Genomic DNA, 22,999 nt, shown 5'->3' with positions numbered 1-22,999 from the left:
GGAAAATAACCAATGCCCAATGCCCCATTCCCCATTCCCTACTTAACTTCTGTAATTTGTAGAGTGTAAGGAAGATACTTGTCTTTTTCGTAGGAACCAACCCAAACTTCGTAATTTCCAGGCAGCCATTCACCAATCATGCCAGCATTTTTGCCATCAAAATCGTCATTGCACCAAGTACCACCAGGCCCCTTAATGATGATGGTGGTGTCTTCAGGACTTTGTACTTGCAGCTTTAGGTAATCAAATTTACTTGTTAGCACTAATGTGTGGTCTGGTGTTTCATCAACAAAGCCGGTGCAAGGCCCAGTGGCTGTTTCACTTCTGGCACCTACTTGACTCCCAGATATTGAACCACCACTCATCCCGCGAACTGTCAAGGGATCTGGAGAAAACTGAGGGCTAATGGTGACATCTCCAAATATCGTTGGCGTTTCCTCAGCATCAACGGCAGCATTTACTGTTGATGTGATGAACAGCATAACTATCATGAACGATAATCTCATCCCACTATTGAGCGCTTTTGTTGGCATTGTAATTACGTTCGCTTCTAAGTGTTTTTGAAGACATGAATTTTACACACCAAGTTCCCAACGTGAGGATAATTGACTACCTATTTTAGATTTGAAATTAAGAAATAGGAAATAGGGAAAAAATTCTTATAATTTCTCACTCCCTACTCCCAATATGGTTCGGGTAACAAAGTTATCTTATCTGTTGAGGCAAGCAGGGGGAGAAGAGAAGCAGGGGAAGAGAAATTGCAATAACTCTTTTTCCTTTCCTGTTTATCCGAACCGTATTATCCCTACTCCCAAATCCATCTAAAATTCGTTGTTGTAATCGCTAATTAGCTTCTGTTATTGCCTTACTCAAGCGTGACTTATCTAAACCAATCTGATTTAGTAGTAACCAAGATTGTATAAGGTCGGGGCCATGAACATCTCCAGTTAAGGCTGCTCTGAGCGATCGCATTACTAAGCCTTTTTTGACTTTTTGTTCTTTCACCACTTGTTTGATAATGTCCTGGGCGGCAGCTTCTGACAGTTGCGGCTGATTTTCTAAAGCTGTGACAATTCCTTCAAGGACAGCAGTAGAACCTTCTTGCTTCAGTTGTGTACTACCTTCGTCGCTAAATTCAACTGTGTCGGTAAAAAACAGTTGGCTTTGAGGTACTGCATCTACTAAACGAGTCAAACTCTGGCTAATTAAAGTTACTAGCTGTTCTAACCAGGTGCGATCTCTTCCACCATCAAATTTATACCCAGCTGCTTGCCAATAGGGTATGAGTAAATCTGTAAGTTTATCTACTGGCGTCTTATGGATATACTGGCTGTTCAACCAATCCAGCTTGTCCCAGTCAAACTTTGCACCTGCTTTATTTACACGTTCAAAACCAAATTCTTTGGCTGCTTCTTCTAAGGTAAATATTTCTTGCGTCGAGTCTGGTGGCGACCAACCCAACAATGTCATGTAATTCACCAAGCCTTCAGCAGTAAAACCCATTTGCTGAAAGTCAGAAATGGAAGTGACACCATCTCGCTTAGAAAGTTTGCGCCCTTCCATGTTCAAAATTAGCGGCGTGTGGGCAAACTCTGGAATTTTTGCACCCATTGCTTCATACAGCAGAATTTGTTTGGCGGTGTTGGCGATGTGGTCTTCTCCTCGAATGACATGGGTGATTTGCATATCGATGTCATCCACTACAACTACAAAGTTGTATAAAGGTTGACCGCTTCCTTCTTCTGAGGCGCGGGCGATGACCATATCACCACCTAAATCGCTACCTCGCCAAGACATTTTTCCCCTTACTAGGTCGTTCCAGATAATTTCCCGCCCATCTTCAATTTTAAAACGAATCACAGAGGAGCGACCTTCTGCTTCAAATGCGGCGCGTTGTTCTGGCGTGAGATTGCGGTGACGATTATCATAGCGAGGAGCTTCGTTTCTAGCTTTTTGAGCTTCTCTTAGAGTTTCTAGTTCTTCAGAAGTGGTGTAGCAGCGATAGGCTAATCCTTGATCTAGCAGTTTTTGCACTGCTTCTTTATAAAAATCCAGGCGTTGAGATTGGAAAATAGGCCCTTCATCCCAGTTAAGCCCTAGCCAACTCAATCCTTCAAGAATGTTGTCGGTGTATTCGGGACGCGATCGCTCTAAATCTGTGTCTTCTATTCGCAGGATAAATTTCCCACCGTGGTGGCGGGCAAATAACCAGTTAAATACAGCCGTTCTAGCTGTACCAATATGTAAATTTCCGGTTGGACTCGGCGCAATTCTGACTCTGACAGTCACAGTTAATTCTCTCTTTCGCAAAGCATGATAAATGTAGCTTATATTCAAACCCTAAATTCTGGGTCAATCCTTTTGGGTAATTCAAAATCTAAAATCACCAAAATTCAATTCGGCGATTAACTACTCATAAATTTAGAACGGGACTGACGGGGCTCGAACCCGCAACTTCCGCCGTGACAGGGCGGTGCTCTAACCAATTGAACTACAGTCCCTTGTTTGGCAACTTTGCTATTATCACTATTTTTTTTTTAATTGTCAAGCGTTTTGGAGTTAGAAATTAGGAATTATTTTTGTCTAGTCTCTCCAAGGTACAGATTTTTCCTCAAATAGAGCTTGATAATACAACCTGTGGCTGTGATTCTAGATGCTGCAATATGCGAGATTGCATTTGTTTATACTGCTGCTTTAATAGCTGTTTGCTCAACTGGGGTTGAGAAGCAGGTGGTAGAGTATGAATTTGTTGCGCCCAGTTCTTCAACATTTGTCGCTGAGTTGACTCGATGCGGCTACTGAGAACATTGGTGCAGGAATGTGGTGCTTCCAGAGTAAAGAAAATCAAAGGATAGTGTTCATTTTCAGCCAGTAAACTTACCAGCTTAAGATTTTGGGGATTTTGCATATCTAAGTAGCAAGGTAGCCACTTAGGAGCCAATTGCCGATTGTAGAGTACAGTCACCCATAAGAGCATTGGGTGAGGGGATGTCATAAAGATAAAGTGGTTGTAACGGGTAGAAAGTGCATAGTTTTTGATTTCTTGTTTAGGCAACATCAACCATAGGGCTGTCATAGCTCCCTGTGCGGTGTCTATAAGCTGGGGAAAAACAATTTCTTGAATTGGTTTATTTTGAGGCCACAAAAGTTTATGACAGCTTTGTTCTACTGTGATTGGTAAACCTGAATTTAAAGGACGGCTAAGGATGGAACTAGAAGGTATTGTAGGTATACTGGGATAATTAGACTCTTCTAAACTGTTTAAGACTTGCAAAATTTGAGCGATATTTTGGGGGCGATCGCAAGATTTTTTCGCAAGACAGGACATAATTAAATTATTTAGTTTCTGAGGTATTTTAAGAGTAGGTTGAACATCTGCGATCGCTTTTGGTTGCTCAAAGTGATGTGCTTTATACCAAGCACCAAAGTAATCAGTTTCTGGTTGCCAAGGTTTTTTGCCTGTGAGCATTTCAAACATCATCACACCCAGGCTATAAATATCAGAGCGACTATCTAATTTTTCTCCATCTAGGTGTTCTGGTGAACAGTAGGGTAAAGTGCCATTAAATCCTCTGCTTGTACTAGCTGTTGATGATGCATAATTTAAAAATCTAGCAATACCAAAATCGAGAATTTTAACTAACTGTCCCAATATCGGATCGGGAATAACTAATATATTGGCAGGCTTAATATCTCTATGAACTAACGGACAAATTTTGCCATCAATGTTAATACCTTGATGGGCGCATTGTAAGCCCAAACAAATTTGGCGTGAGAGAGTCAAAAACATGGGCAGTGGTAGTGGAATTAAATCCTTTAAACTCTTACCACATAGATATTCCATGACGTAATATGGTTTTCCTTTCTCATTTACACCATAATCATACGCCCGGACTATATGTAAACTATTTTGACTCAAAGCTGCACTCATTAAGGCTTCACGAGCAAAGTCTTGTTGCATTTTGTTATCGACAACAGTTTGAGTCAAAAACTTGATAGCAACTGGTGTGCCTCCTAACAAAATATCATTTGCTAAAAAAACTTCACCCATGCCACCGCTACCAATTAATTGCTTAATTTGATAACGATTGGCAAGCAAGCCCGTACTACTTGGAGATGTAAATGGGCTTTTATTCACTTTATTCACCTCTGTTGCTGAGTCTATTTAAAGTTAGCAATACACACATAAAAATATCATTAGGTAATGGAAGCAAGCATTTTTATTTTGATAACAGACTTTCAATGACGTGATAAAAGGTTTAAAAAAATCTCCAAAAATTTATCCATCCAGCTTTTTAAACCTTCTGTCTCAGATTTTTGATATACAGCTAACTTATGCAAGATGTCTAACTTCAGCTTTTCATAATCTGCTTTTAGAAGATTTTTGGCCTGATTAGACAGAATTAATTCATTTGAATGTTGACTCATGTCTAAACAATCTATAAGTTGCTGGCGCTGGTTAGCCGTTAGGCTTAGAGTTGTTACATGAGAGCAACGAGTTGGATCTTCTATGGCAAAAAATAGTAGATGATAGTAACCTACTTCAGCTAAAGTACGTGCTATATTCTGACCTTTATTATCTTTCAAATCCAGAAAATAAGGTAACCACTTAATTATAGAAGGTTGGGTATCATATAGTATAGTTACCCACAATAGCATCGGGTAAACATTGATTTTACTAATAAATTCAGTACTATGTATTTTATCCAAAAATTTTGTAATTTCTTGTTTGGGTAACATTGCCCAAAAAGTTGGTATAGCTCTTTCAGCCGTTTGCAGTAAATGAGGAAACCCAATTGGCGCAATTGGTTTATTTTTAGGCCAGTTCTTCTGTAAACACTCTTTTTCTGATAATAAAGTTGAAGGTACTAATTGAACCGGAAGTGGAAGTTTAATAATGTCACTGCTATTGTTAGGAATACCATCATTAATCTGAATACTAGCTTTTTTTAAATCTTCTAATATTTGGTTGACATTTTGAGGGCGATCGCTTACATCTTTAGCCAAACAACTCATCACTATTTTTTCTAACACCTGCGGGATTTTGACTTGCGGATTCACTTCCTCAAGAGTAGGTGGAATTTGAAAGCGATGCGCTTGATACCAAGTACCAAAAGAGTTACTTTTTGTCTGAATCTGAAATGGATGCTTTCCTGTCAGCATCTCAAACATTAGTACTCCCAAACTGTAAATATCAGAGCGAACATCTAGCAATTTTCGCCCTTCCATGTGTTCGGGAGAACAGTAAGGTAAACTACCAATAAAAGAATCTGTTAGAGTCATCCCACTTCGCTCTGTTAAAAACTTGGCAATACCAAAATCTAGTATTTTAACAATTTCTCCTTGTTTACTATTTTCAGTAATGAATATATTTTCTGGTTTAATATCTCTGTGAACAATAGGATAAATCTCTCCTTTGAGGCTGATACCTTGATGGGCACATTGTAAGCCTAAACAAATCTGATTACAAATCTCCAAAAACTTTGATATTGTTAAGGGCTGAATTTTGAGAATTTGTTTGAGATTTTTTCCTTGTAGGTATTCCATAACATAAAACGGAGTTTTATCTTCAGTAATGCCATAACTTAATATGCGAACAATATGTTTACTTTTACGCCCCAATTGAGCGCCGATAAAAATCTCTCTAGCAAAGCGTTGGGACATGTGCTGGTTCGCCAAACTCAGTGATAAAATTTTGACTGCGATCGGCATACCACCTTTAGCAGTATCTTCTGCTAAATAAACTCTACCCATCCCACCTTTACCAATCAAATCTCTGATTAAATAGCGATTATTTAAGAACTGTCCAATGTAATTGTCTAATTCCGCTTTTTGCCCTACCATATTCTCAATTTTATTTTGTGGCATAAAAATCATTTATGAAAAATATTGTTGGCAAAATACTTTAATAAGTCTTAGCTAATTATTAAATTTAAATTTAGAAACAATCATAATTTGTAGAAAACTAATCATATTTTATAATTATGATTAATCTGTCGGAAAAATCTCCTAAATATTGTGTAACATATCTATTAAGCAATACGGTTGAGAAATTACACGGAAGCTACAAATAAGCTAGATAAAGCTGGCTAGTAGATTCCGTGAATACACAGGAAAAAGTAAATAACATTAAAACCCTGCTACCTCTGTATGGCTAAGGGTTGAGATTCGGGAGTAAACGGCGTAATAATCTGATTAGTGGTGTTTCAATTTTAATTTTAAAGGCTAGTATCTGGGTGCGTTGCAGGGAGTTGAAATTGTTATCGCTGATGAGAATTAATGATTGCTGACCATCGGGTAGTTTAGGGCCAAGAGTTAAGCCTTCAATGTTGTCTAGCAGTACATCTAGGGTTCTCAAATCTAATAGAAGTTTTTTCTGAACTGGTTTAATATTCTTAGAGTCAACTGCTAAAAGACTATTTATTTGATGAATATCATCAGATCCTTCTAAGGAAACCTGAAACAGAGAAATAGCAAATCCTAAGCCAGTAAAAGACCGTTCTAAACTTAGGAAGTGTCCTTGATTATCCAAAGCAAGTAAATCAGGTAATCCACTAGCGAATTTGCCAGTCACATTCAAAAAGGGGGAAACTGGTTCTGTTTGGTAAAGAAATTCCTTTTCTGGCTGGTTGTTGAGCAAGTTGTATTGCAAAATCCGACAAGGAGTACCGATGTTAGCTTTCGCTGCGACACCATCTTGAATTAGAGCATTTTCAGTGGCTGTGAATAGATGCTTTTTATCGGATGTGATGGTAAGGCTTTCAAAAGCCAAATTGTTGCGGATACCTTGTCTACCACTTTTTTCGGGCAAAAATTTGTTTGGTATGGGAAGTGTAGTAATTTCTCTACCAGAAGATAATGAAAACTCTTTAATAAAAGGATTAATTAATTTTGCAGCATCGCCTTCAGAAGAAATAAATACAGTTGCTTTATTAGTTAAGGCAATACCTTCTGTATCAGTTTCACCAGGGCGAAATGTTTGCCCATTTTCATTTAATAATGTGGTAACGCTGACAGGAACAACTTTACCCTTTTGTAGGGAACCCTTGCTTAAGTCAATTTTCAGAGTGTAGAAACGGGCAGCAGCTTTTTGTCCACGGTCATCGGAAATAGCATAATAGAGGTTGTTTTTGGGATTATACGTAATTCCAGATAAACCTCCAATTTCTGTTTTTTGTAAGGTTAAACCTTTTGCTAAAGTAGCTTCCCCGATAAACTCTATTTTACTTATTTCAATAGCATTGATGGGTAAAAAATTGAATAAAATGATGATAATTATAATTGGAATAAAAAAGTAAATAATTCGTGGAAATTTGAATATATTTTTAATTAGGTGCATACATTTTTGGTTGAAGTGGAAAAATTATAAATAAGATATCACGTTAAAACTAGCAGAGTTCACATCTGTACACTGCTACAAATAACATGTATTATAAGCAATTGAAAAGCTTTAAAAAATCCGAAATAACTTAAGCTAGGCGCAAACCATATTCATCCTGAAAAAAGTTTACCAACCAGTTTTTCACTCTGAGAGTAGCGCGACAGTCATCTTCGTTGTAGCTTTGGATAATTTCTAGTAAGCTGCGATCGCCTGTTTCTAGCCACTGATCATACCAGTAAATACATTTAGCGCCACTAGCTTCTTTTTCCCGCCACTCGAATCCTAACCAACGTGCGATCGCTTTCAGGGCATAGCTTTCTATAGGCAATGCTACACTTTGGGTTAACTGTTCATATACATCCACAAATCGATTCAGTACAGGACGCACTAAGGAGGCAGGAGTGTTGTAAAGCCTTGCCAACCGTTTAACTGTATCAAACTCGTACACACAAAAATGATAAATTGGCGCTTCGGGATATTGCCAAACCAAATCCAAAAATTGCTGCCAAACTAATCCTTCGTCTTCTGGTTTATCTGCTAAAAACGAATAAAACTTTTCTGTATTGGCAAGTCTATCAACGACCAAAACCCCTAAAAGATAATTTAAATCTAAGTCTGGCTGTGCTTCAATATCAAAGTAAAGCTCTATGGGTGCTGTAAATGTAATATCTTTGATTGGTAGCGGATAAGGTAAGATTAACGGTCGTTTTTCCAGTGAAGATTGAGCTTGCACTATGAGTTTGGGCGCAACTTCTCTGTCAAAACCAACTAGGTTTTCTAAGGCGCTGGGACTGGTGTTAGCCAGAGATTCTAGTGTGGTGATGGCTACGTCTTGTAATTGAGTGTAGCGAAGAGGTGTTACACCTGGTAATAGTGAGAGATGTTTTTCAGATTGAGCGATCGCATAACATTGACTATACCAATGGCAAAGATTACATTTTTGCCGAGAAATAAACACCTCTGGCGGATTCGGTAATTCTAAAACTTGAATCAACTCTTCTAGAATCTGCTGCATCCGTGGTGTCCATTTGAGCAAATCCACAGGATAATTTATATCTTTGGTACGCAATATCAGCCAAGCTGTTTCTGGTGCCAAGTCTTGTATTGTTGCCAATACTTGGGCGTGAAATGCGGCAACAACTTGATATTCTTGCTTAGGGCGCTTACCCAGTTCAATATTAGCCGGAACATATATCCAATCTCCAAAGCAAGATTTTCCTGGTCGTTTGACGAGTAAATCTGGACGACTTAGCAGAGTGTATCCTTCAGAATAATTTGCTAACAATACTCCCTTATAGATATACTCAACCCCACGCTGCATTAATTCTAGAGTAGCTGCCTCTGCCGCTTCCCAGTTTCCATAAGAATAATCTGCTTGGTGATAAGTTACCTTTGCCAAAGCACTCAGCTGATGAGCGATTTTATCTTGTTGTAGTTTCCGTAGCAACTCATTAGGAGCATCACGCTGACTTTTGTCACCGTGGATATCTAGAAAAGTGCGACGTTTACAGCGTTGGTATTGCAGTAGGAGTTCAGCATTAATTAGCATTCTTTTAAGTTAACAAGAATTAGTACAGTCTGGGAGTACCTCAGACAACTAATGATGGAGTGGGAGAATGGAGGAGATGACGAGGTTCAGGGAGATGAGTAAAAAATAACTAACGATCAATGGCTTTTGACTAATCCAAAATCTACAATCTAAAATCTAAAATTGGTATGACCAGTACTTCTGCCACACAAACTAGGTTGCATAGCCATCGAGAGCAATTTCCGGCTTTAGGGAATAAGACTTATTTCAATTATGGGGGACAAGGGCCGATGCCCCAAAGGGCAATGGATGCGATCGCCCAAACTCAAGCTTATGTTCAGCAAATAGGCCCTTTTGGTAATGATGCGTATCGCTGGATAGCGCCCCAGACTCAAGCTGCTAGAGTTGCGATCGCTTCAGAGTTACATGCACCAAGCGAAACAATTACTCTGACGCAGAATGTCACTGTTGGCTGTAATATCGCTCTATGGGGCATCGAGTGGCGTGCTGGCGACCATATACTGCTTTCAGACTGCGAACATCCAGGGGTAATTGCCACGACACAGGAAATATCACGGAGATTTGCTGTAGAAGTTACTACCTGTCCTCTCAAAGCGACTTTAAATGAGGGCGACCCCGTAAAAATCATTGCCCAGCATTTGCGCCCCAATACCCGTCTTGTAATCTTAAGTCATGTTTTCTGGAATACTGGTCAAGTTTTACCTCTTGATAAAATTGCCGAAGTATGCGGGAATAATCATTCTTTTTTACTGATAGATGCTGCCCAATCTGCTGGTTTGTTGCCTTTAAACTTGACTGAATTGGGAGTAGATTTTTATGCTTTCACTGGTCACAAATGGTTATGTGGCCCTGCGGGTGCAGGTGGGTTGTATGTCCGGCCAGAAGCGCGAGAAAGCCTGAAACCTACATTTATTGGTTTGAATGGCATTGTTGTGGATAGTCAATCTCAACCTGTGGATTGGCTTCCCGATGGGCGACGATATGAAGTGTCTACATTAGCTTATCCGTTGTATGTTGGATTACGAGAGGCGATCGCAATCCATCAGCAATGGGGAACCTCACAGGAACGTTACGAGCAAATTTGCCAAAACAGTGACTACCTCTGGCGGCGCTTAGTAGCGTTACCTGATGTTAAGTGTCTGCGAACTTCCCCACCCGAAAGCGGTATCGTCTCGTTTCAACTTGAAAATAATCAGCCCCAGCCTCATCTCAAGTTGGTGCAATTTTTAGACTCACAAAAAATATTAACTCGGACAATTGCCGATCCTAGCTGTATACGAGTTACTGTTCATTACTTTACTTTAGAATCGGAAATAGACCAATTGATTGAGGCGATTCAAAGTTTTAGCAAAATTAATTAAAAGTTAGGAATTATAATTTTCATCCCTAACTCTGCCAATTTTAGATTTTGGATTGAAGTAAAAATCTAAAATCTAAAATCTAAAATCCAAAATTGAATGACTCCTAACTTGAAAATGGAACGCCCAATCTTATACTTAGCCATAACTAACCACGGCTTTGGTCATGCTACCCGCATTGCTTCTGTAGCTGCGACAATTCAAAAATTATGTCCAGAAGTTCTGCTAATTTTGGTAACTACAGCCCCGCGTTGGTTGCTAGAGTGCTATATAGAAGGTGATTTTATCTATCGTCCCCGTGCATTTGATTTGGGTGTAGTGCAAACCGATAGTTTGACAATGGATAAAATAGCAACTTTAGAAAAGTTGCTAGATATTAAAAAGCATCAAAATTCGCTCATTGCCTCAGAAGTGAATTTTATCCGCCAAAATCGCGTTAATCTCATTTTGGCAGACATTCCTTTCCTTACTCCTGGATTTGCCAAAGGTGCAAATATTCCCTGCTGGATGATGAGTAACTTTGGTTGGGACTTTATCTACCGAGATTGGGGAGGCGAATTTAGCGCAGTTGCAGATTGGATTAGTGATTGGTACTCAAAATGCGATCGCTTGTTTCGTCTCCCCTTTCACGAACCAATGCAAGCTTTTAACAATATCACAGATATCGGTTTAACAGGCGGTTCTCCCCGTCACTCTGCTGATGATTTACGTTCTTTTTGGGGAATAACTGCACCAGTAGAAAAAACTATTTTGTTAACCTTTGGCGGCTTGGGTTTACAGCAAATTCCCTACGATAACTTGCGGCGATTCCCAGATTGGCAATTTATCGTCTTTGATCAATCTGCCCCTGATTTACCTAATTTAGTTCAAATTGATGACCGCAAATACCGCCCTGTAGATTTTATGTCTATTTGTGGACGAGTCGTCTCTAAACCTGGTTACAGTACTTTTGCTGAAGCTACACTATTAGGAGTACCTATTATTACTATCCCTCGTGAAAACTTTGCCGAAGCAACTTTTCTAATAGAAGGCATAACAAATTATAACCAGCATCAAATCATTACTCCGTCTGAGTTTTTTCAAGGGACTTGGGATTTTCTGCATGAGTTACCCCAATTACCAAAGCAATTTGAACCAATTGCTTTGGATGGTAATGAAGCGATCGCTCATGCTGTAATTAATTATTTTGACTCCAATAAAGTTGTTCAAAACAACATAAATTAATAGTGTAACAATGACAATATCAGCAGATTCAATCGCTAATTAGCTCTTACCAACATCAATAACAGTGTTCTAAATGACTCACTACCAAAAGCTACTAAAAATTTCCACCACTGGTAAATCTTTTTACAATATCACTGCAAAAATTGAAGCCACCGTTGCAGAATCGGGAGTTGAAACTGGTCTTTGTACTCTATTTTTACGCCACACTTCAGCCAGTTTAGTCATCCAAGAAAATGCCGATCCCGATGTTCTTGTGGATTTAGCTAACTTTATGGCAAAGCTCGTGCCAGAATCAGGTAAATACATTCACGATGCAGAAGGCCCCGATGATATGCCGGCACACATTCGTACCGCACTCACCCACACTTCTGAACATATCCCCATTAATCGTGGTCATTTGGTATTAGGAACTTGGCAAGGAATTTATATTTGGGAACACCGCCAACGCAGTCATTTAAGAGAATTGGTTATCCATATTTCTGGATAGCTGATTCTCAAATTTTATTTAAGGTGGACTTCTATAGAGTTTAAATACTCTAGTTATACCGCTTACCCTTTGGCTATAATCTCATAAACTCGCGGTGATATACATGAAATAAATTTCGCCGCGTTCGCCCTTGGCGTTGGCGAAGCCATCGCTTTGTCATGAAAATTAATTAAGATACACGCTAAATAATTCGTGTAAATTTGTAAATTAAAAAGTAAAGTTTATTTATGATTATTTAAAAACCTACTTATTTCGATATAAACTAATATTTAATGTAAGCTGTCTGGGCTATTTCAATTACTATGAAGCAAGAATTGACACCAACTCATACTTTCCAATTTATTGATGAAATCCTTGCCCAACAGTCTATTAATTTATTATCACTTAATCCTAAAAAAACATTAATTACCAGTTTTGCAGAATTGGGAAATTTAATTACTAAAGAAAACACCGAAATTCAATTCCTCATAAACCTTCAGGAAACTATCGAATCTATAGTCCGTACTCAATTACAAAACTTTCCAGAAAATATATTCTGGGATTTTGATTTTATGGTTAGCAGTATACTAAGGCAGGCTTTTATAGCAGATGAAGGTGCTGTTCCTTTTTTAAAGCTTTTTGGTGAAAAGATGGTTTTACTGACGGAGATGTTCGGAAACAAAAGCGAAATCCGCTTTCGTTATGTTCACGATTTTATGTATGGGTTTGAGTGGGCAAGGTGGGTACAAAAAGAGCCACAAAAACGCGCACACATAGAGCCTTTTAGTCCAGTTTTTTTGGATTATTTGCTTGTCAAAGGCAAAGAACTTTTACAACGGATCAATCATGGTCAAGTTACAGCTTATAAACTATGTGATACAGGCTACCGTAATCCCTTCACCTTTTCTCGTGAACCAGAAGATGAATATCGTCTGTTAACTTGTCTTGCCCAAGAAGAACTTATCCCAGTCGCAATGTGGAACTGGAATGCCAACCCGGTTTGGAACAAACCTTTCCAAGAAATGCGCCAGCAATTAGCATTAAAATTAAATATTCAACCACAGAAACACTGATTAGCAATTAAAATTAAAAATTGCTGAAGAAAATAGTTATGAAAATTGCTGACTTAATTACTTGGTTTGAAGCATGGGCAAATCCCGCCTGGTGTGAAAGTTGGGATAATTGCGGCTGGCAGATTGAACCAGGAGTATTGCAAGAAAAAGCACGGATTTTAGTATGTTTGACACCGACTTTGGCAGTAATGCAGGAAGCGATCGCTCTGAATGCTAATCTAATATTTGCCCATCATCCCTTGATTTTTACTCCTCCCAAATCTTTACGCACTGGTGAAGCGATCGCAGAAATGGTACGGTTATCCTTTACCCACAATATTGGTATTTACAGCGCCCATACGAATTTCGATCAAGTACAGGATGGTACTGCTGACGTTTTAGCTCAAATTTTAGAACTCAAAGAAGTTACTCCCATAGTACCGACACAAGGAGGATTAGGATATGGTCGTGTTGGTTTGCTAGAGCCGTTTCTAACATTACAAGAGTTACTTGTAGCCATTCAAACCCGACTTGCTCCCCCTAATTTGATTTTTTCCCCAACTACTGATTTACAGCAAACAATTTCACGAGTTGCTGTTTTAGGTGGTTCGGGGGCCAGTTATATTTCAGCCGTCGCCAAAACTGGTGCCCAAGCTTATCTGACTTCTGACTGTAAGTTTCATCAGTTTCAAGAAAGCCGCGATTGCAATCTCATTTTAATCGATGCCGGACATTACGCTACAGAACGTCCAGCTTGCGATCGCTTGGCGCAAAAATTCCAGTCCTTAAATTTAGACTGGGTGCAATTAAGCCAAAAGGATGAAGATTTCCGCCAGTTTTTTGCTTGATTGCTTATGTTTCACTAAAATTTCCCTATCTTTTAATCTTGTCGAGTTGTACGCCATCTCAGTACTGGCGCTCATTTTTTTTGTAACTATTATCTGCGTACACAAATAGATAGATGCACCCAGACATCATAGTGTAACCTATTGATGTGATCTAAATCACTAACTAAGTGTAATGATAATCACATCATATTCATGTTCCATATCAATTAATATCAAAGCTAAATGTTCCACACTTGACATAACAATTTGTTTACTCTGTCCTAACCAAGATGATTCGCACACTCGTTGAATCTGCTTTCCAAACTGGATATCTTAGTGTTGAATCTGAGGGATTACTCCATCAAGTGCTTGTCACTAAATGTTGGAAGGAAGAGGATTTGTCAGCCCTTGCAGCCCTATACGATGCAGTTCGAGCAGGTAAAGTTAAACGAGAAGCCTCCTCATCGAACGTGCTTATGGAATTTCCGCTACCATATAAATCTTGCTGATACTCCAAAATAAGCGGAGGATGATTTTCTGATGTTTCCCCTTATCCCTTCTACTCCGTTGCCTTTTAATTAGCTATCATCAGGCAAAAACCTGCAAAAATCAAAACTATTTAGGTGTTATTGTTGAAAACCATCAAGGTCAGCAAGAGAATGAGTTAAGATCATATACACATGGGTAAAAGTAAAATCAAGTCCCCGGACTTCCCAGCAATGCCAATGATTAAAAGTAGGCAAGTTAAACAACCGCAATCAACGATTGGTTTTGAGTATTCTTTATTACATAATAGTAACAAGGACTCACCAGCAAATATGAGCCTGGTTAGGACAGGTTCCGAATTGTTTGACTTCCATGAAGCAGACATTGAGTAAAGTGAGCCGGAGGGAGATTAAGTTCATTGCTGCAAGCATTGATTTCTGACCCCAAATTTCCCAATATTTGACAACTACATGCAAGTCTTGGGATTGGGTGATGAAGCATACTTGTTCTGAACAGTGAAATTAACCTCTTAAAGGTGTAATGTAATTGGGTAGAACCCAGATTTTGACAGGTTTAACTACGTTGTTTAAAAAGGCAGAAACAGTACATGCTACACCGCAAGATTTATCAACTCTGTTGCGATGGGCGCGAGGTATGTGTTTTCTTGCGGGACCAGCAACGCTGGATTGAACGCGCCCGCATCATCGACATAGAGGGAGATTTAGTGACTCTACGCTATGAAACAGAAGAAGAGGACGAAGTTTGTTCTTGGGAAGAAATGGTTCGCCTCGAGAGCATTGGTGCTGTAACGCAAAAACTGGCTTCAGTACCACGCGGTAATGTGGAACCTTTGATGACTGAAGATTGTCCCGAAGCCGAACGCATCCACAACCGTTACACTGACTCGAATCCAGAATAATTCAGTCATTAGTTAATAGTCATTAGTCATTAGTCATTAGTGAGCCAGTGCGGTGAGGTAGCCCCCGTCTTGGCGGTTTCCGTCGATAGCGTAGCGTTAGCGAGTCATCGAGCGTCTGGGGGACTGCCGAACCCGAAGGGTCTTGGGGGTTTCCCCTATGAGCGACCGGCGTTAGTGCAGCGTTAGCGAGTCATCGAGCGTCGGCACGAGCGTCACCCGTAAGGGTCATTAGTCATTAATTAAAAATGACCAAAGGCATCGGATTAATGACTATTGGCTATCATTCAAACCTTCAAAAGCAGGACAGTAACCTTCTAAAGTTACCTTAAAGTTATACAACGGGGAAGCTGGATTCCAACATCGCTGCCCCCTTTGGTGTCGGCAAGTACCGCAACAGTCTACATCTGTCCATGTATAGCGATCGCTATTTTGGTTGAGCAATTCTCGTTGAGACAATCCTCTCAATACTAGTTCTTCGCCTTGCCAACGAGCTTCGATTAAACCAGTATCAGCAAATTGCCGCCAACGAGGATCAGTCGTAATCACATCGGCTAAGGTGATTGTGATTACTGTTCCCAACTCTGTCAGTTCACCTTCGTAATTAGTTTCTGGTGCTGCGGGTTGTAAAAATGTATCACCGATAGGCAATTCTACTAAAATGTCAGCCGCCGGGGAATGGACATGGTAGCGGTTTTGCAACTCCTCTAAGCTAGTCAGATCTGCCAAGTAGGCAGGTGAACCGTGAACAAAAATGACGTGCTGGGGTCGCAAATTATGAATTAGCTGCGTAGTACCAGGGCCATCACTATGTTGAGCCAGCAGATAAGTTTCAACAGTGGTGGGTGCTAAATATTCTTTATTAACTTTTATATCAATTTTTTCTGGTAACAGGATTAGCCAAGGCCCAGTGTCTAGTTGGCAGTGCTTACCCAAATCATCTGTAGAGTCGGTGAGGACAATACAAGGTGATTTCCCCACAGTGGGACGATGTTCTGCTTGTAAACGACGCACGCGCGGACGCACCCGTTCATCCCAAAATAAGGGTTGATGCCGGGCGAAGTTCTGTACAGATGGGGGAAGGTGGGGTAAAAGTTCTAGATAAGCATCACAACCAGTAGCCACAGCACCATCTACCCAGATATCTATATCTCGTCCGGTGAAGTGGTGATGAGAGCGTAAAAGCATTAATAATTCTTGACCCAATCCTAAAGCCGGAGTGGGAAGGATTACAGAACAATGGTCAGCGATCGCCCGATTAATTCGTTCTGCTAGTTGATTTTCTTGGTTGCGGCGGTGAGGATGACGGGATGTGCCATAACTACCTTCAATAATTAGCACATCCAAATCTAATCCTCGTAGTTCCTCTAAACGCAAACCTTCTACCAACCGAGAGTTTGACAGGAAAAAATCTCCTGTGTACAGTAGCTTATAAGTACGCTGCTTAGTGGTGTAGGTAAGGAGAATTGCCACAGCCCCCGGTAGATGCCCGGAGGGAAATAATTCTGCCACCAAACCATCTTGGAATTCCACAGGCGATCGCAACGGCAAGGCATGACAAAATTCGGAAATTTTCTCAGGATCTTGATCTAGCCAATTCAAAGGCAGTAACTTGCTGGTTACTTCGCTACCATAAATAGGTAATTTTGGAAAAGCTTTATGAAGTGCCAGTAAGCCTCTGGAGTGATCTGGGTGAGCATGACTAATCAAAACGAAATCTGCTGGTGGAAGCGAACCAGTTCCACGTACCGACTTAGTAAGCCCCTTCGCCAGCGATGAAATATCCTCTAAACCACAATCCAATAGGATGCGGTGTGGGCCCATCTTCACCAATAAACACACGCCCTCATCGTAATGCTGGACACTATAGGGGAAACATTCTAATTCAGTACCCCCTTCCGCAGCATCTACGCGAGAGGATGCCGATAGATTATCCCTCATGCTCTCCTCCCCTCAAACCTTATCATCATGGACATATCCCAAAAGCCAAAAATTACACAAATTTTGGTTTTGTGACTTAGGGGTAAGTTTTATCGCGCGCCCCTACACCCTGAGAATACAGATTTTTGATTGGGGAGGACGCCTCTACCGAACCCGCAATGGTTCAGAAAGGTGGACTAACCAGAAGCCATAGTATTACTAGCTCAAAGATGCCTCTTGTTTATTTTCCCTTTGGAAGCTCTGAACGTTCTTAACCAACTCACCTTATCTATGGGAAGTCGCCCAAGCGTTTACAGATTTATCTCAATGTGCAGAGCCATTGCCGTGATAGTTATCCGAATCATAAAATCCATTTTTCGTACCAAAAAATAAGCACGAAAGCGTAAAGATAACTGTCAATCCAGCTAGAATCAGCTTTACATCCATTTTTTTGCTGCCCCTTACTTAAAGACTTTCCTATATTAATTTAGTGCTTTCGCAATCAAACGTAATCACTAGAAAATCTTTACTATGCTTATATGGATTGGGCAATAGGTAAATTTACCGCAATCAGTCAGATTGTAGAACTTTTCGGTTCACCTGTCCATTTATCTAGATGTAAACCAATATGACACCATGAGCAAGCCTCTACAACCTCTAAAAATTCTCAGTAGTTAAGATTGGCCCATTTTTAAAATAAGCTTTTGAGGCTTTTTAGATACAAGCGTTTAATAATTTACTAAAATTTACCAAAAACGTTCTCTTCATCCAAAAATAGTCTCAACGCCAAAACCAAGCCATGACCTTAATATTAAAAACAGGAACAATTATTTCCCAACCCCTCAATAAAAATACCTGTGTTGTATGACTATTGAACGACTTCCCCAAAAACACTATCCCAAGGCTGAAATTGGGCGGCGAGGTATGGCATTGGGGCTTGATTTCCTTGGTGTCTGGTTAGTCAGTTCCCTACTGGGGGGCAGCGATATCGGGGTTCAATTTCTGCAAATCCTAGTTTTTGTGGTATTCTGGCTGATTTTGCGAGTGCTGGTGGTATACAACAATCAAGGGCAAAGTTTAGGGCGTTGGGCGTTCGATTTAAAGGTATTGGAAGTTGAAGATGGAGAAGTAGTGGGCAGAATTCCAGATTTGCTCTCACTAGTGAAGCGAGAGGCGATCGTTGGTTTGGGTGCGCTTTTAGTATCAATTGCCCTGAGCAATATTAGAGCCAATCCCACTGCTATACTGCTAGTAATTCCCCTAGCAATTGATTGCGGGACTGCCTTCTCTGATACCCAGATGCGGCAGGCTTTACACGATCGCTATTGTGGAACTTTCATAGTTTCGTCGCGTCGTGGCTATTCGCTCGACATAAAAATCAAAAGATTAGTTGAAAATATGCGGCGGAATGTGAGAAGATAGTCATTTGTGTTAATTCTCTTCAGGCTTCACTGTTTGTAAGATTATGGCTAAGAGTAAAGGTGCCCGCATTATTATCACACTAGAGTGTACTGAGTGCCGGACAAATTCAGATAAGCGTTCTGCTGGTGTTTCACGTTATACCAGCACCAAGAATCGCCGCAACACCACTAACAGGCTAGAACTGAAAAAGTTCTGCACCCACTGCAACAAACATACCGTTCACAAGGAAATTAAGTAGAGATGAGTTATTTCCGTCGTCGCCTTTCTCCAATTAAGCCAGGAGAACCAATCGATTATAAAGATGTTGATTTACTGCGTAAGTTTGTCACTGAGCGGGGTAAAATATTGCCACGTCGGATTACTGGGCTTACATCTCAGCAACAGCGAGAGTTGACATTAGCAATTAAACGTTCGCGGATTGTGGCTTTGTTGCCATTTATCAATGCGGAAGGCTAAAAAGAGGAGAGACGCGACGCCAGTCGCTACAACGGGGGGAACCCCCGCAACGCGCTGGCTCATTAATCGCGTCTGTACAGGAGAGACGTGATTAATTGCGTCTGTACAGGAGTTAAGAATCAAAACTCCTAACTCCTAACTTAAAACTATTTAAACTGTTCACCAAATTAAAGTGCGAGAGTTGTGGAGAAGGGGACGCTAGTTGAATTTAGGGTTCAAGGCGATCGCCGTCTGGGCATCGTAGAACGTCCAGACGGTAAAACCCGCTGGTTTGTGGTAGACGAACGTGGTCAATCCCACAGCCTCGCGCCTAGACAAATAACTTATACAGTTACCGGACAGACGTACAAGCCCTCAGAGATTGCCAATTTTCTAGAACAGATCAAGCCTTATTTAGACCCATCTAGCTTAGAAGTAGCTTGGGAACTACTGGTTGAAGATGGGGAAACAGTCACCCCTGACCAAATGGCAAATTTGCTATTTTCTGACTCAACTGCCCCTCCTTGTTACGCCGCCTATTGCTTGTTGTCAGACGACAAACTTTATTTCAAGCAAAAAGGAGACGCTTACGAGCCGCGAACTGCTGCTCAAGTGGCAGAACGCAAGCATCAAATGGAAGTAGAGGCGCTAAAAGCCAAGGGACAGCAGGAATTTTTAACTCGTGTAGAGCAGGCGCTCAAAGGTGAAGCAGTAGAGTGGGGGCGTCACGATCGCCAACGCTTAGAAGGGCTAGAAAAATACGCCGCGTTGCTTGCTGACACCGTGCGGACAGGAGTCAATTATGATTCCTTGGCTCGCGCTTATCCGCCAAGCGCTCCAGTATTAGAAACTATGACCATGCTGGGACGGCCCACAACACCCCAAGGAGCCTTTCAGCTGTTAGTGGATTTAGGTTGCTGGAGTCCTTATGAAAACTTGTTCCTGCGTCGTTCTTCAATTCCGATCCAATTTCCTAATAAGGTATTAGAAGTGGCGCAACAGCGTTTGGATTTCCCGCCGATTGACTCAGATACAAACCGCCTTGATCTGACTCACCTGAAGGTCTACACCATTGATGATGAAACTACCACAGAGATCGACGATGGTCTGAGTTGGGAAGTACTCCCCGATGGCCGGGAGCGCCTGTGGGTGCATATTGCCGATCCGACACGATGGTTAGTACCGGAAGATGAATTAGATTTAGAAGCTAGAAAGCGGGGTAGTACAGTCTATTTACCTACGGGGATGATTCCCATGTTCCCAGAGGTGTTAGCGACTGGGCCAATGAGTCTGATCCAGGGACGGGTTTGTTGCGCCCTCAGTTTCGGAATTATTTTAGATACAACTGGGGGAGTAGAAGATTACAGCATTCATACCAGTTCGATTAAGCCGACTTATCGCCTCACCTACGAAGATGTAGATGAAATGCTGCAATTACGGGTACAGGCAGAACCGGAAATTGCTGCGATCGCTAGTTGGGCGCAGAAGCGCAAAGCTTGGCGTTACGCTCAAGGGGCAATTAGCATCACCATGCCGGAAGCAATGATCAAAGTCAAAGATGATGAGATCAATATTGATATTTTGGATGATTCTCCATCGCGGCAAGTAGTGGCAGAAATGATGATTGTTGCCGGTGAAGTTGCGGCACGTTATGGTAAAGCTCACAACATACCTTTGCCCTTTCGCGGTCAGCCGCAACCAGAATTACCCCCAGAAGAAGAGTTGCTGCTACTTCCCGCCGGATTCGTTCGCGCTTGCGCTATGCGTCGTTGTATGCCCAAGAGCGAAATGAGCATTACGCCTCTGCGCCATGCTGGTTTGGGTTTGGATACTTACACCCAAGCAACCTCTCCCATTCGTCGTTACAGTGACTTGCTTACCCACTTCCAACTTAAAGCCCATTTGCGGGGTGAAGTTTTACCATTTTCCGCAGATCAACTTAAAGAAGTGATGATGACTGTTACTAGCATTACCCAAGAGGTAACGATGGTGGAACGGCAAACTAATAGATATTATGCTCTAGAGTATTTACGCCGTCATCCAGAAGAAACTTGGGAGGTAACAGTGTTAATGTGGCTGCGAGAAGACAGCAACTTGGCTCTAATTTTGTTAGAAGATTTGGGCTTGCAGTTACCAATGGTTTTCAAACGTTCTGTGAAGTTAGGCGAACAGATATTGGTGAAAGTCAGCCACGCCGATCCGCAAAAAGATATGATCCAGTTTCAAGAAATAGTTTATCAAGAAGCCCAAACAGCAGCAAATTAATTCGTAATTCGTAATTGAATACAAATTAGGGCTACGGTGTATACACAAGTCTTGCAGCAGGCATATCTTTAATAAATGGATATTAATGGATCTCGCGCTAAGTTTCTATCTCACCTTGGAATTCATTCCCAGATGAGATAGCTACTACACAAGAGTATTTCACCAAATAATTACGAATGATTTTGGTCTTGCTCCAATTGCTATCGGTTAGGATATAGAGTAAATGGAATGAGGTCTAAGGGATTTTCCCCATCTCTTCACACTGTGCTTTTGCCATCACAGCCTGAATATAATCATTTTTACTATTGGTATAAGCCTCGCAATTGCTCCGAAAAGTTGCTGCTCTTCCAGGACATGGTTGAATACTTCAATAATTTTTGAATTGTCCTAGAGTTTAGCTTTTTCTTGTTCAAAGATGTAGCGGTCGTTTGGTTGACAGATAGTAGATTACTTCGAGACCGATGGATACTACCACCATGAAGATTAAAACCCAGACAGTTGGTGGATCTGTTTGCAAAGCAAACCAAATTAACATTCCTAGTGCCACCAAACATATTCCAGCACCTAGAAGTGAAATCCACTGCTTGCTTTTTGTATAACGATGCATACGAGCATTTGCTAAATTAACCGCAGCAAAGATCAACAGAAACCCAGCACTACCCATCGTTGAGATCCGATTTATATCACAGAAATTGGCGATAATCAGAGTAATACCACTAGTAATAAATAAGCCCATTGAAGATTGGTCAGGGCCATTTATTTGGCTGCCAAAGTCAAACCCCCTAGATTGAGCAATAACAGAGCTAAAACGAGATGAGCCGTACAGTGTTGCGTTACTAGCCGAGAGAGTTGAGAAAAGAGCAGCAATAGTAATCAAAACAGATCCCAATTGCCCCATAATTGGTTTGGCAACTTCAGCCAAAGTATAGTCTCTTGCTGCCAAAATCTGTTCTATTGGTTCTGCTCCTAATGTGACCAGTGCGATCAAAACGTAAAGCAAAATAACGAACCCGATTACAGAGTAATAAACTCGTGGCAAAGTGTACTTGGGATTGACAAGATCCTCTGCTGCATTGGCGATCAGCTCAAAGCCTTCATAAGACAAGAAAATCACCATTGCTCCTGCAAAAATTGACTGTAGGGACGACGCTGAAGCTGGTTCAATACGGGAAATATCGATGTGACTGCTCCCCATAGTAATGAACAGTATCAAAATTAAGAGTTTGAAGCTTACAATCCAGATTTGAGATTTTCCAATATAATTGGCAGTTAGTAAATTTAGTCCAGTTGTCCCTAAAATTGCCAAGCTAATCAGTGAGTGCTTCCAAATAGGGTGAGTAGATTCTGTGAACAGGCTAACTCCATAACTACCAAAAGCCTGCAAGTAAAAGGAAAGCATGACTATGTAGCTAAACCATAGTAGAAGATTCAGTGTCCCACTAAACAACCCTCGACCAAAAGCCTGATTTAAGAAAGTTACTGTCCCGCCTCGACATGGATGAGCTACCGAAAGTTTGGCATAAGCATAAGTAGTTATCAAAGCTATTATCCCTGCTATAACAAATGCTAGTGGTGCGCCTACACCAGCTATTTGGATTGCAACTCCCATCGCTGGAAAAAGCCCACCGACAATACCTCCTACACCCAATGCCCACACAGACCAAAAACCTATTTTTTTGTTTGACACCTGTAACCTCG

20 protein-coding genes and 1 tRNA gene are annotated in these 22,999 nt (G+C 40.9%); 12 read left to right on the top strand and 9 right to left on the bottom strand.

The window, feature by feature from the left end:
• Positions 1-38: 38 nt before the first annotated feature.
• From RMY00_RS17425 to RMY00_RS17395, 7 genes are all read right to left on the bottom strand, one after another.
• Complete coding sequence (locus tag RMY00_RS17425; RefSeq protein ID WP_322648719.1) at positions 39-533, bottom strand: hypothetical protein; 495 nt, start codon at positions 531-533, stop codon at positions 39-41.
• A 310-nt stretch (positions 534-843) separates the two neighbouring features.
• Positions 844-2,289 (bottom strand): glutamate--tRNA ligase, encoded by a 1,446-nt coding sequence (gltX, locus tag RMY00_RS17420; protein ID WP_322648718.1) that lies wholly within the window; start codon positions 2,287-2,289, stop codon positions 844-846.
• Between the two features lie 138 nt (positions 2,290-2,427).
• Positions 2,428-2,501: transfer RNA gene (locus RMY00_RS17415), tRNA-Asp, on the bottom strand.
• A 110-nt stretch (positions 2,502-2,611) separates the two neighbouring features.
• On the bottom strand, positions 2,612-4,138 hold the full coding sequence (locus RMY00_RS17410; protein WP_322648717.1) for a serine/threonine-protein kinase: 1,527 nt from the start codon (positions 4,136-4,138) through the stop codon (positions 2,612-2,614).
• A 101-nt stretch (positions 4,139-4,239) separates the two neighbouring features.
• Entirely contained in the window at positions 4,240-5,868 is a 1,629-nt protein-coding gene (locus RMY00_RS17405; protein ID WP_322648716.1) for a serine/threonine-protein kinase, read from the bottom strand.
• A 286-nt stretch (positions 5,869-6,154) separates the two neighbouring features.
• On the bottom strand, positions 6,155-7,339 hold the full coding sequence (locus tag RMY00_RS17400; protein ID WP_322648715.1) for an esterase-like activity of phytase family protein: 1,185 nt from the start codon (positions 7,337-7,339) through the stop codon (positions 6,155-6,157).
• 130 nt (positions 7,340-7,469) lie between these two features.
• The gene (locus RMY00_RS17395; RefSeq protein WP_322648714.1) at positions 7,470-8,930 is read right to left on the bottom strand and encodes a TM0106 family RecB-like putative nuclease; all 1,461 of its coding nucleotides are present in this window, start codon (positions 8,928-8,930) and stop codon (positions 7,470-7,472) included.
• 167 nt (positions 8,931-9,097) lie between these two features.
• Between RMY00_RS17395 and RMY00_RS17390 the strand changes: the two genes are divergently transcribed.
• The 8 genes from RMY00_RS17390 (at position 9,098) to RMY00_RS17355 (ending at position 15,262) form a co-directional block, all read left to right on the top strand.
• On the top strand, positions 9,098-10,291 hold the full coding sequence (locus RMY00_RS17390) for an aminotransferase class V-fold PLP-dependent enzyme (protein WP_322648713.1): 1,194 nt from the start codon (positions 9,098-9,100) through the stop codon (positions 10,289-10,291).
• Positions 10,292-10,405: 114 nt separating this feature from the next.
• A complete protein-coding gene (locus tag RMY00_RS17385; protein WP_322648811.1) occupies positions 10,406-11,512 on the top strand; it encodes a glycosyl transferase in 1,107 nt (368 codons plus the stop codon).
• Positions 11,513-11,585: 73 nt separating this feature from the next.
• A complete protein-coding gene (locus RMY00_RS17380) occupies positions 11,586-11,999 on the top strand; it encodes a secondary thiamine-phosphate synthase enzyme YjbQ (protein ID WP_322648712.1) in 414 nt (137 codons plus the stop codon).
• A gap of 302 nt (positions 12,000-12,301) precedes the next feature.
• On the top strand, positions 12,302-13,051 hold the full coding sequence (locus RMY00_RS17375; RefSeq protein ID WP_322648711.1) for a hypothetical protein: 750 nt from the start codon (positions 12,302-12,304) through the stop codon (positions 13,049-13,051).
• Between the two features lie 38 nt (positions 13,052-13,089).
• A complete protein-coding gene (locus tag RMY00_RS17370; RefSeq protein ID WP_322648710.1) occupies positions 13,090-13,878 on the top strand; it encodes a Nif3-like dinuclear metal center hexameric protein in 789 nt (262 codons plus the stop codon).
• A gap of 269 nt (positions 13,879-14,147) precedes the next feature.
• Entirely contained in the window at positions 14,148-14,366 is a 219-nt protein-coding gene (locus RMY00_RS17365; protein ID WP_322648709.1) for a hypothetical protein, read from the top strand.
• 210 nt (positions 14,367-14,576) lie between these two features.
• Positions 14,577-14,735, top strand: a complete 159-nt coding sequence (locus tag RMY00_RS17360) for a hypothetical protein (protein WP_322648708.1) — start codon at positions 14,577-14,579, stop codon at positions 14,733-14,735.
• Between the two features lie 215 nt (positions 14,736-14,950).
• A complete protein-coding gene (locus RMY00_RS17355) occupies positions 14,951-15,262 on the top strand; it encodes a DUF6679 family protein (RefSeq protein ID WP_012408115.1) in 312 nt (103 codons plus the stop codon).
• A 270-nt stretch (positions 15,263-15,532) separates the two neighbouring features.
• Here RMY00_RS17355 and RMY00_RS17350 read toward each other — a convergent pair whose 3' ends face one another.
• Positions 15,533-17,200, bottom strand: coding sequence for an MBL fold metallo-hydrolase (locus tag RMY00_RS17350; protein ID WP_322648707.1), 1,668 nt, complete (start codon positions 17,198-17,200; stop codon positions 15,533-15,535).
• 843 nt (positions 17,201-18,043) lie between these two features.
• On the opposite strand from RMY00_RS17350, the gene RMY00_RS17345 reads away from it, so the two are divergent.
• The 4 genes from RMY00_RS17345 (at position 18,044) to RMY00_RS17330 (ending at position 21,301) form a co-directional block, all read left to right on the top strand.
• The gene (locus RMY00_RS17345) at positions 18,044-18,601 is read left to right on the top strand and encodes an RDD family protein (RefSeq protein WP_322648706.1); all 558 of its coding nucleotides are present in this window, start codon (positions 18,044-18,046) and stop codon (positions 18,599-18,601) included.
• A gap of 43 nt (positions 18,602-18,644) precedes the next feature.
• Positions 18,645-18,839, top strand: a complete 195-nt coding sequence (gene rpmG / locus RMY00_RS17340) for a 50S ribosomal protein L33 (RefSeq protein WP_012411241.1) — start codon at positions 18,645-18,647, stop codon at positions 18,837-18,839.
• 2 nt (positions 18,840-18,841) lie between these two features.
• Complete coding sequence (rpsR, locus tag RMY00_RS17335) at positions 18,842-19,057, top strand: 30S ribosomal protein S18 (protein WP_012411240.1); 216 nt, start codon at positions 18,842-18,844, stop codon at positions 19,055-19,057.
• Positions 19,058-19,240: 183 nt separating this feature from the next.
• Positions 19,241-21,301: a ribonuclease R family protein gene (locus RMY00_RS17330; protein ID WP_322648705.1), complete on the top strand. Its 2,061-nt coding sequence runs from the start codon at positions 19,241-19,243 to the stop codon at positions 21,299-21,301.
• Between the two features lie 409 nt (positions 21,302-21,710).
• On the opposite strand, the gene RMY00_RS17325 is transcribed toward RMY00_RS17330, so the two are convergent.
• Positions 21,711-22,988: an APC family permease gene (locus RMY00_RS17325; RefSeq protein WP_322648704.1), complete on the bottom strand. Its 1,278-nt coding sequence runs from the start codon at positions 22,986-22,988 to the stop codon at positions 21,711-21,713.
• Positions 22,989-22,999: the final 11 nt, after the last annotated feature.

Origin of the sequence: Nostoc sp. ChiVER01 (assembly GCF_034531155.1) — a bacterium.
Lineage (GTDB): Bacteria > Cyanobacteriota > Cyanobacteriia > Cyanobacteriales > Nostocaceae > Nostoc.
The sequence above is the reverse complement of the archived record's forward strand: the minus strand, read 5'-3'. Positions and strand labels throughout refer to the sequence as shown.

Bases quoted from the DNA above. Each gene is read 5' to 3' on its own strand.
- RMY00_RS17395 (WP_322648714.1), bottom strand. From the start codon at position 8,930: ATGCTAATTAATGCTGAACTCCTACTGCAATACCAACGCTGTAAACGT.
- RMY00_RS17370 (WP_322648710.1), top strand. From the start codon at position 13,090: ATGAAAATTGCTGACTTAATTACTTGGTTTGAAGCATGGGCAAATCCC.
- rpmG (WP_012411241.1), top strand. From the start codon at position 18,645: ATGGCTAAGAGTAAAGGTGCCCGCATTATTATCACACTAGAGTGTACT.
- RMY00_RS17350 (WP_322648707.1), bottom strand. From the start codon at position 17,200: ATGAGGGATAATCTATCGGCATCCTCTCGCGTAGATGCTGCGGAAGGG.
- RMY00_RS17360 (WP_322648708.1), top strand. From the start codon at position 14,577: ATGCCAATGATTAAAAGTAGGCAAGTTAAACAACCGCAATCAACGATT.
- RMY00_RS17385 (WP_322648811.1), top strand. From the start codon at position 10,406: ATGGAACGCCCAATCTTATACTTAGCCATAACTAACCACGGCTTTGGT.
- RMY00_RS17345 (WP_322648706.1), top strand. From the start codon at position 18,044: ATGACTATTGAACGACTTCCCCAAAAACACTATCCCAAGGCTGAAATT.
- RMY00_RS17380 (WP_322648712.1), top strand. From the start codon at position 11,586: ATGACTCACTACCAAAAGCTACTAAAAATTTCCACCACTGGTAAATCT.
- RMY00_RS17365 (WP_322648709.1), top strand. From the start codon at position 14,148: ATGATTCGCACACTCGTTGAATCTGCTTTCCAAACTGGATATCTTAGT.
- RMY00_RS17405 (WP_322648716.1), bottom strand. From the start codon at position 5,868: ATGCCACAAAATAAAATTGAGAATATGGTAGGGCAAAAAGCGGAATTA.
- RMY00_RS17400 (WP_322648715.1), bottom strand. From the start codon at position 7,339: ATGCACCTAATTAAAAATATATTCAAATTTCCACGAATTATTTACTTT.
- RMY00_RS17425 (WP_322648719.1), bottom strand. From the start codon at position 533: ATGCCAACAAAAGCGCTCAATAGTGGGATGAGATTATCGTTCATGATA.
- RMY00_RS17355 (WP_012408115.1), top strand. From the start codon at position 14,951: ATGCTACACCGCAAGATTTATCAACTCTGTTGCGATGGGCGCGAGGTA.
- RMY00_RS17390 (WP_322648713.1), top strand. From the start codon at position 9,098: ATGACCAGTACTTCTGCCACACAAACTAGGTTGCATAGCCATCGAGAG.
- RMY00_RS17375 (WP_322648711.1), top strand. From the start codon at position 12,302: ATGAAGCAAGAATTGACACCAACTCATACTTTCCAATTTATTGATGAA.
- rpsR (WP_012411240.1), top strand. From the start codon at position 18,842: ATGAGTTATTTCCGTCGTCGCCTTTCTCCAATTAAGCCAGGAGAACCA.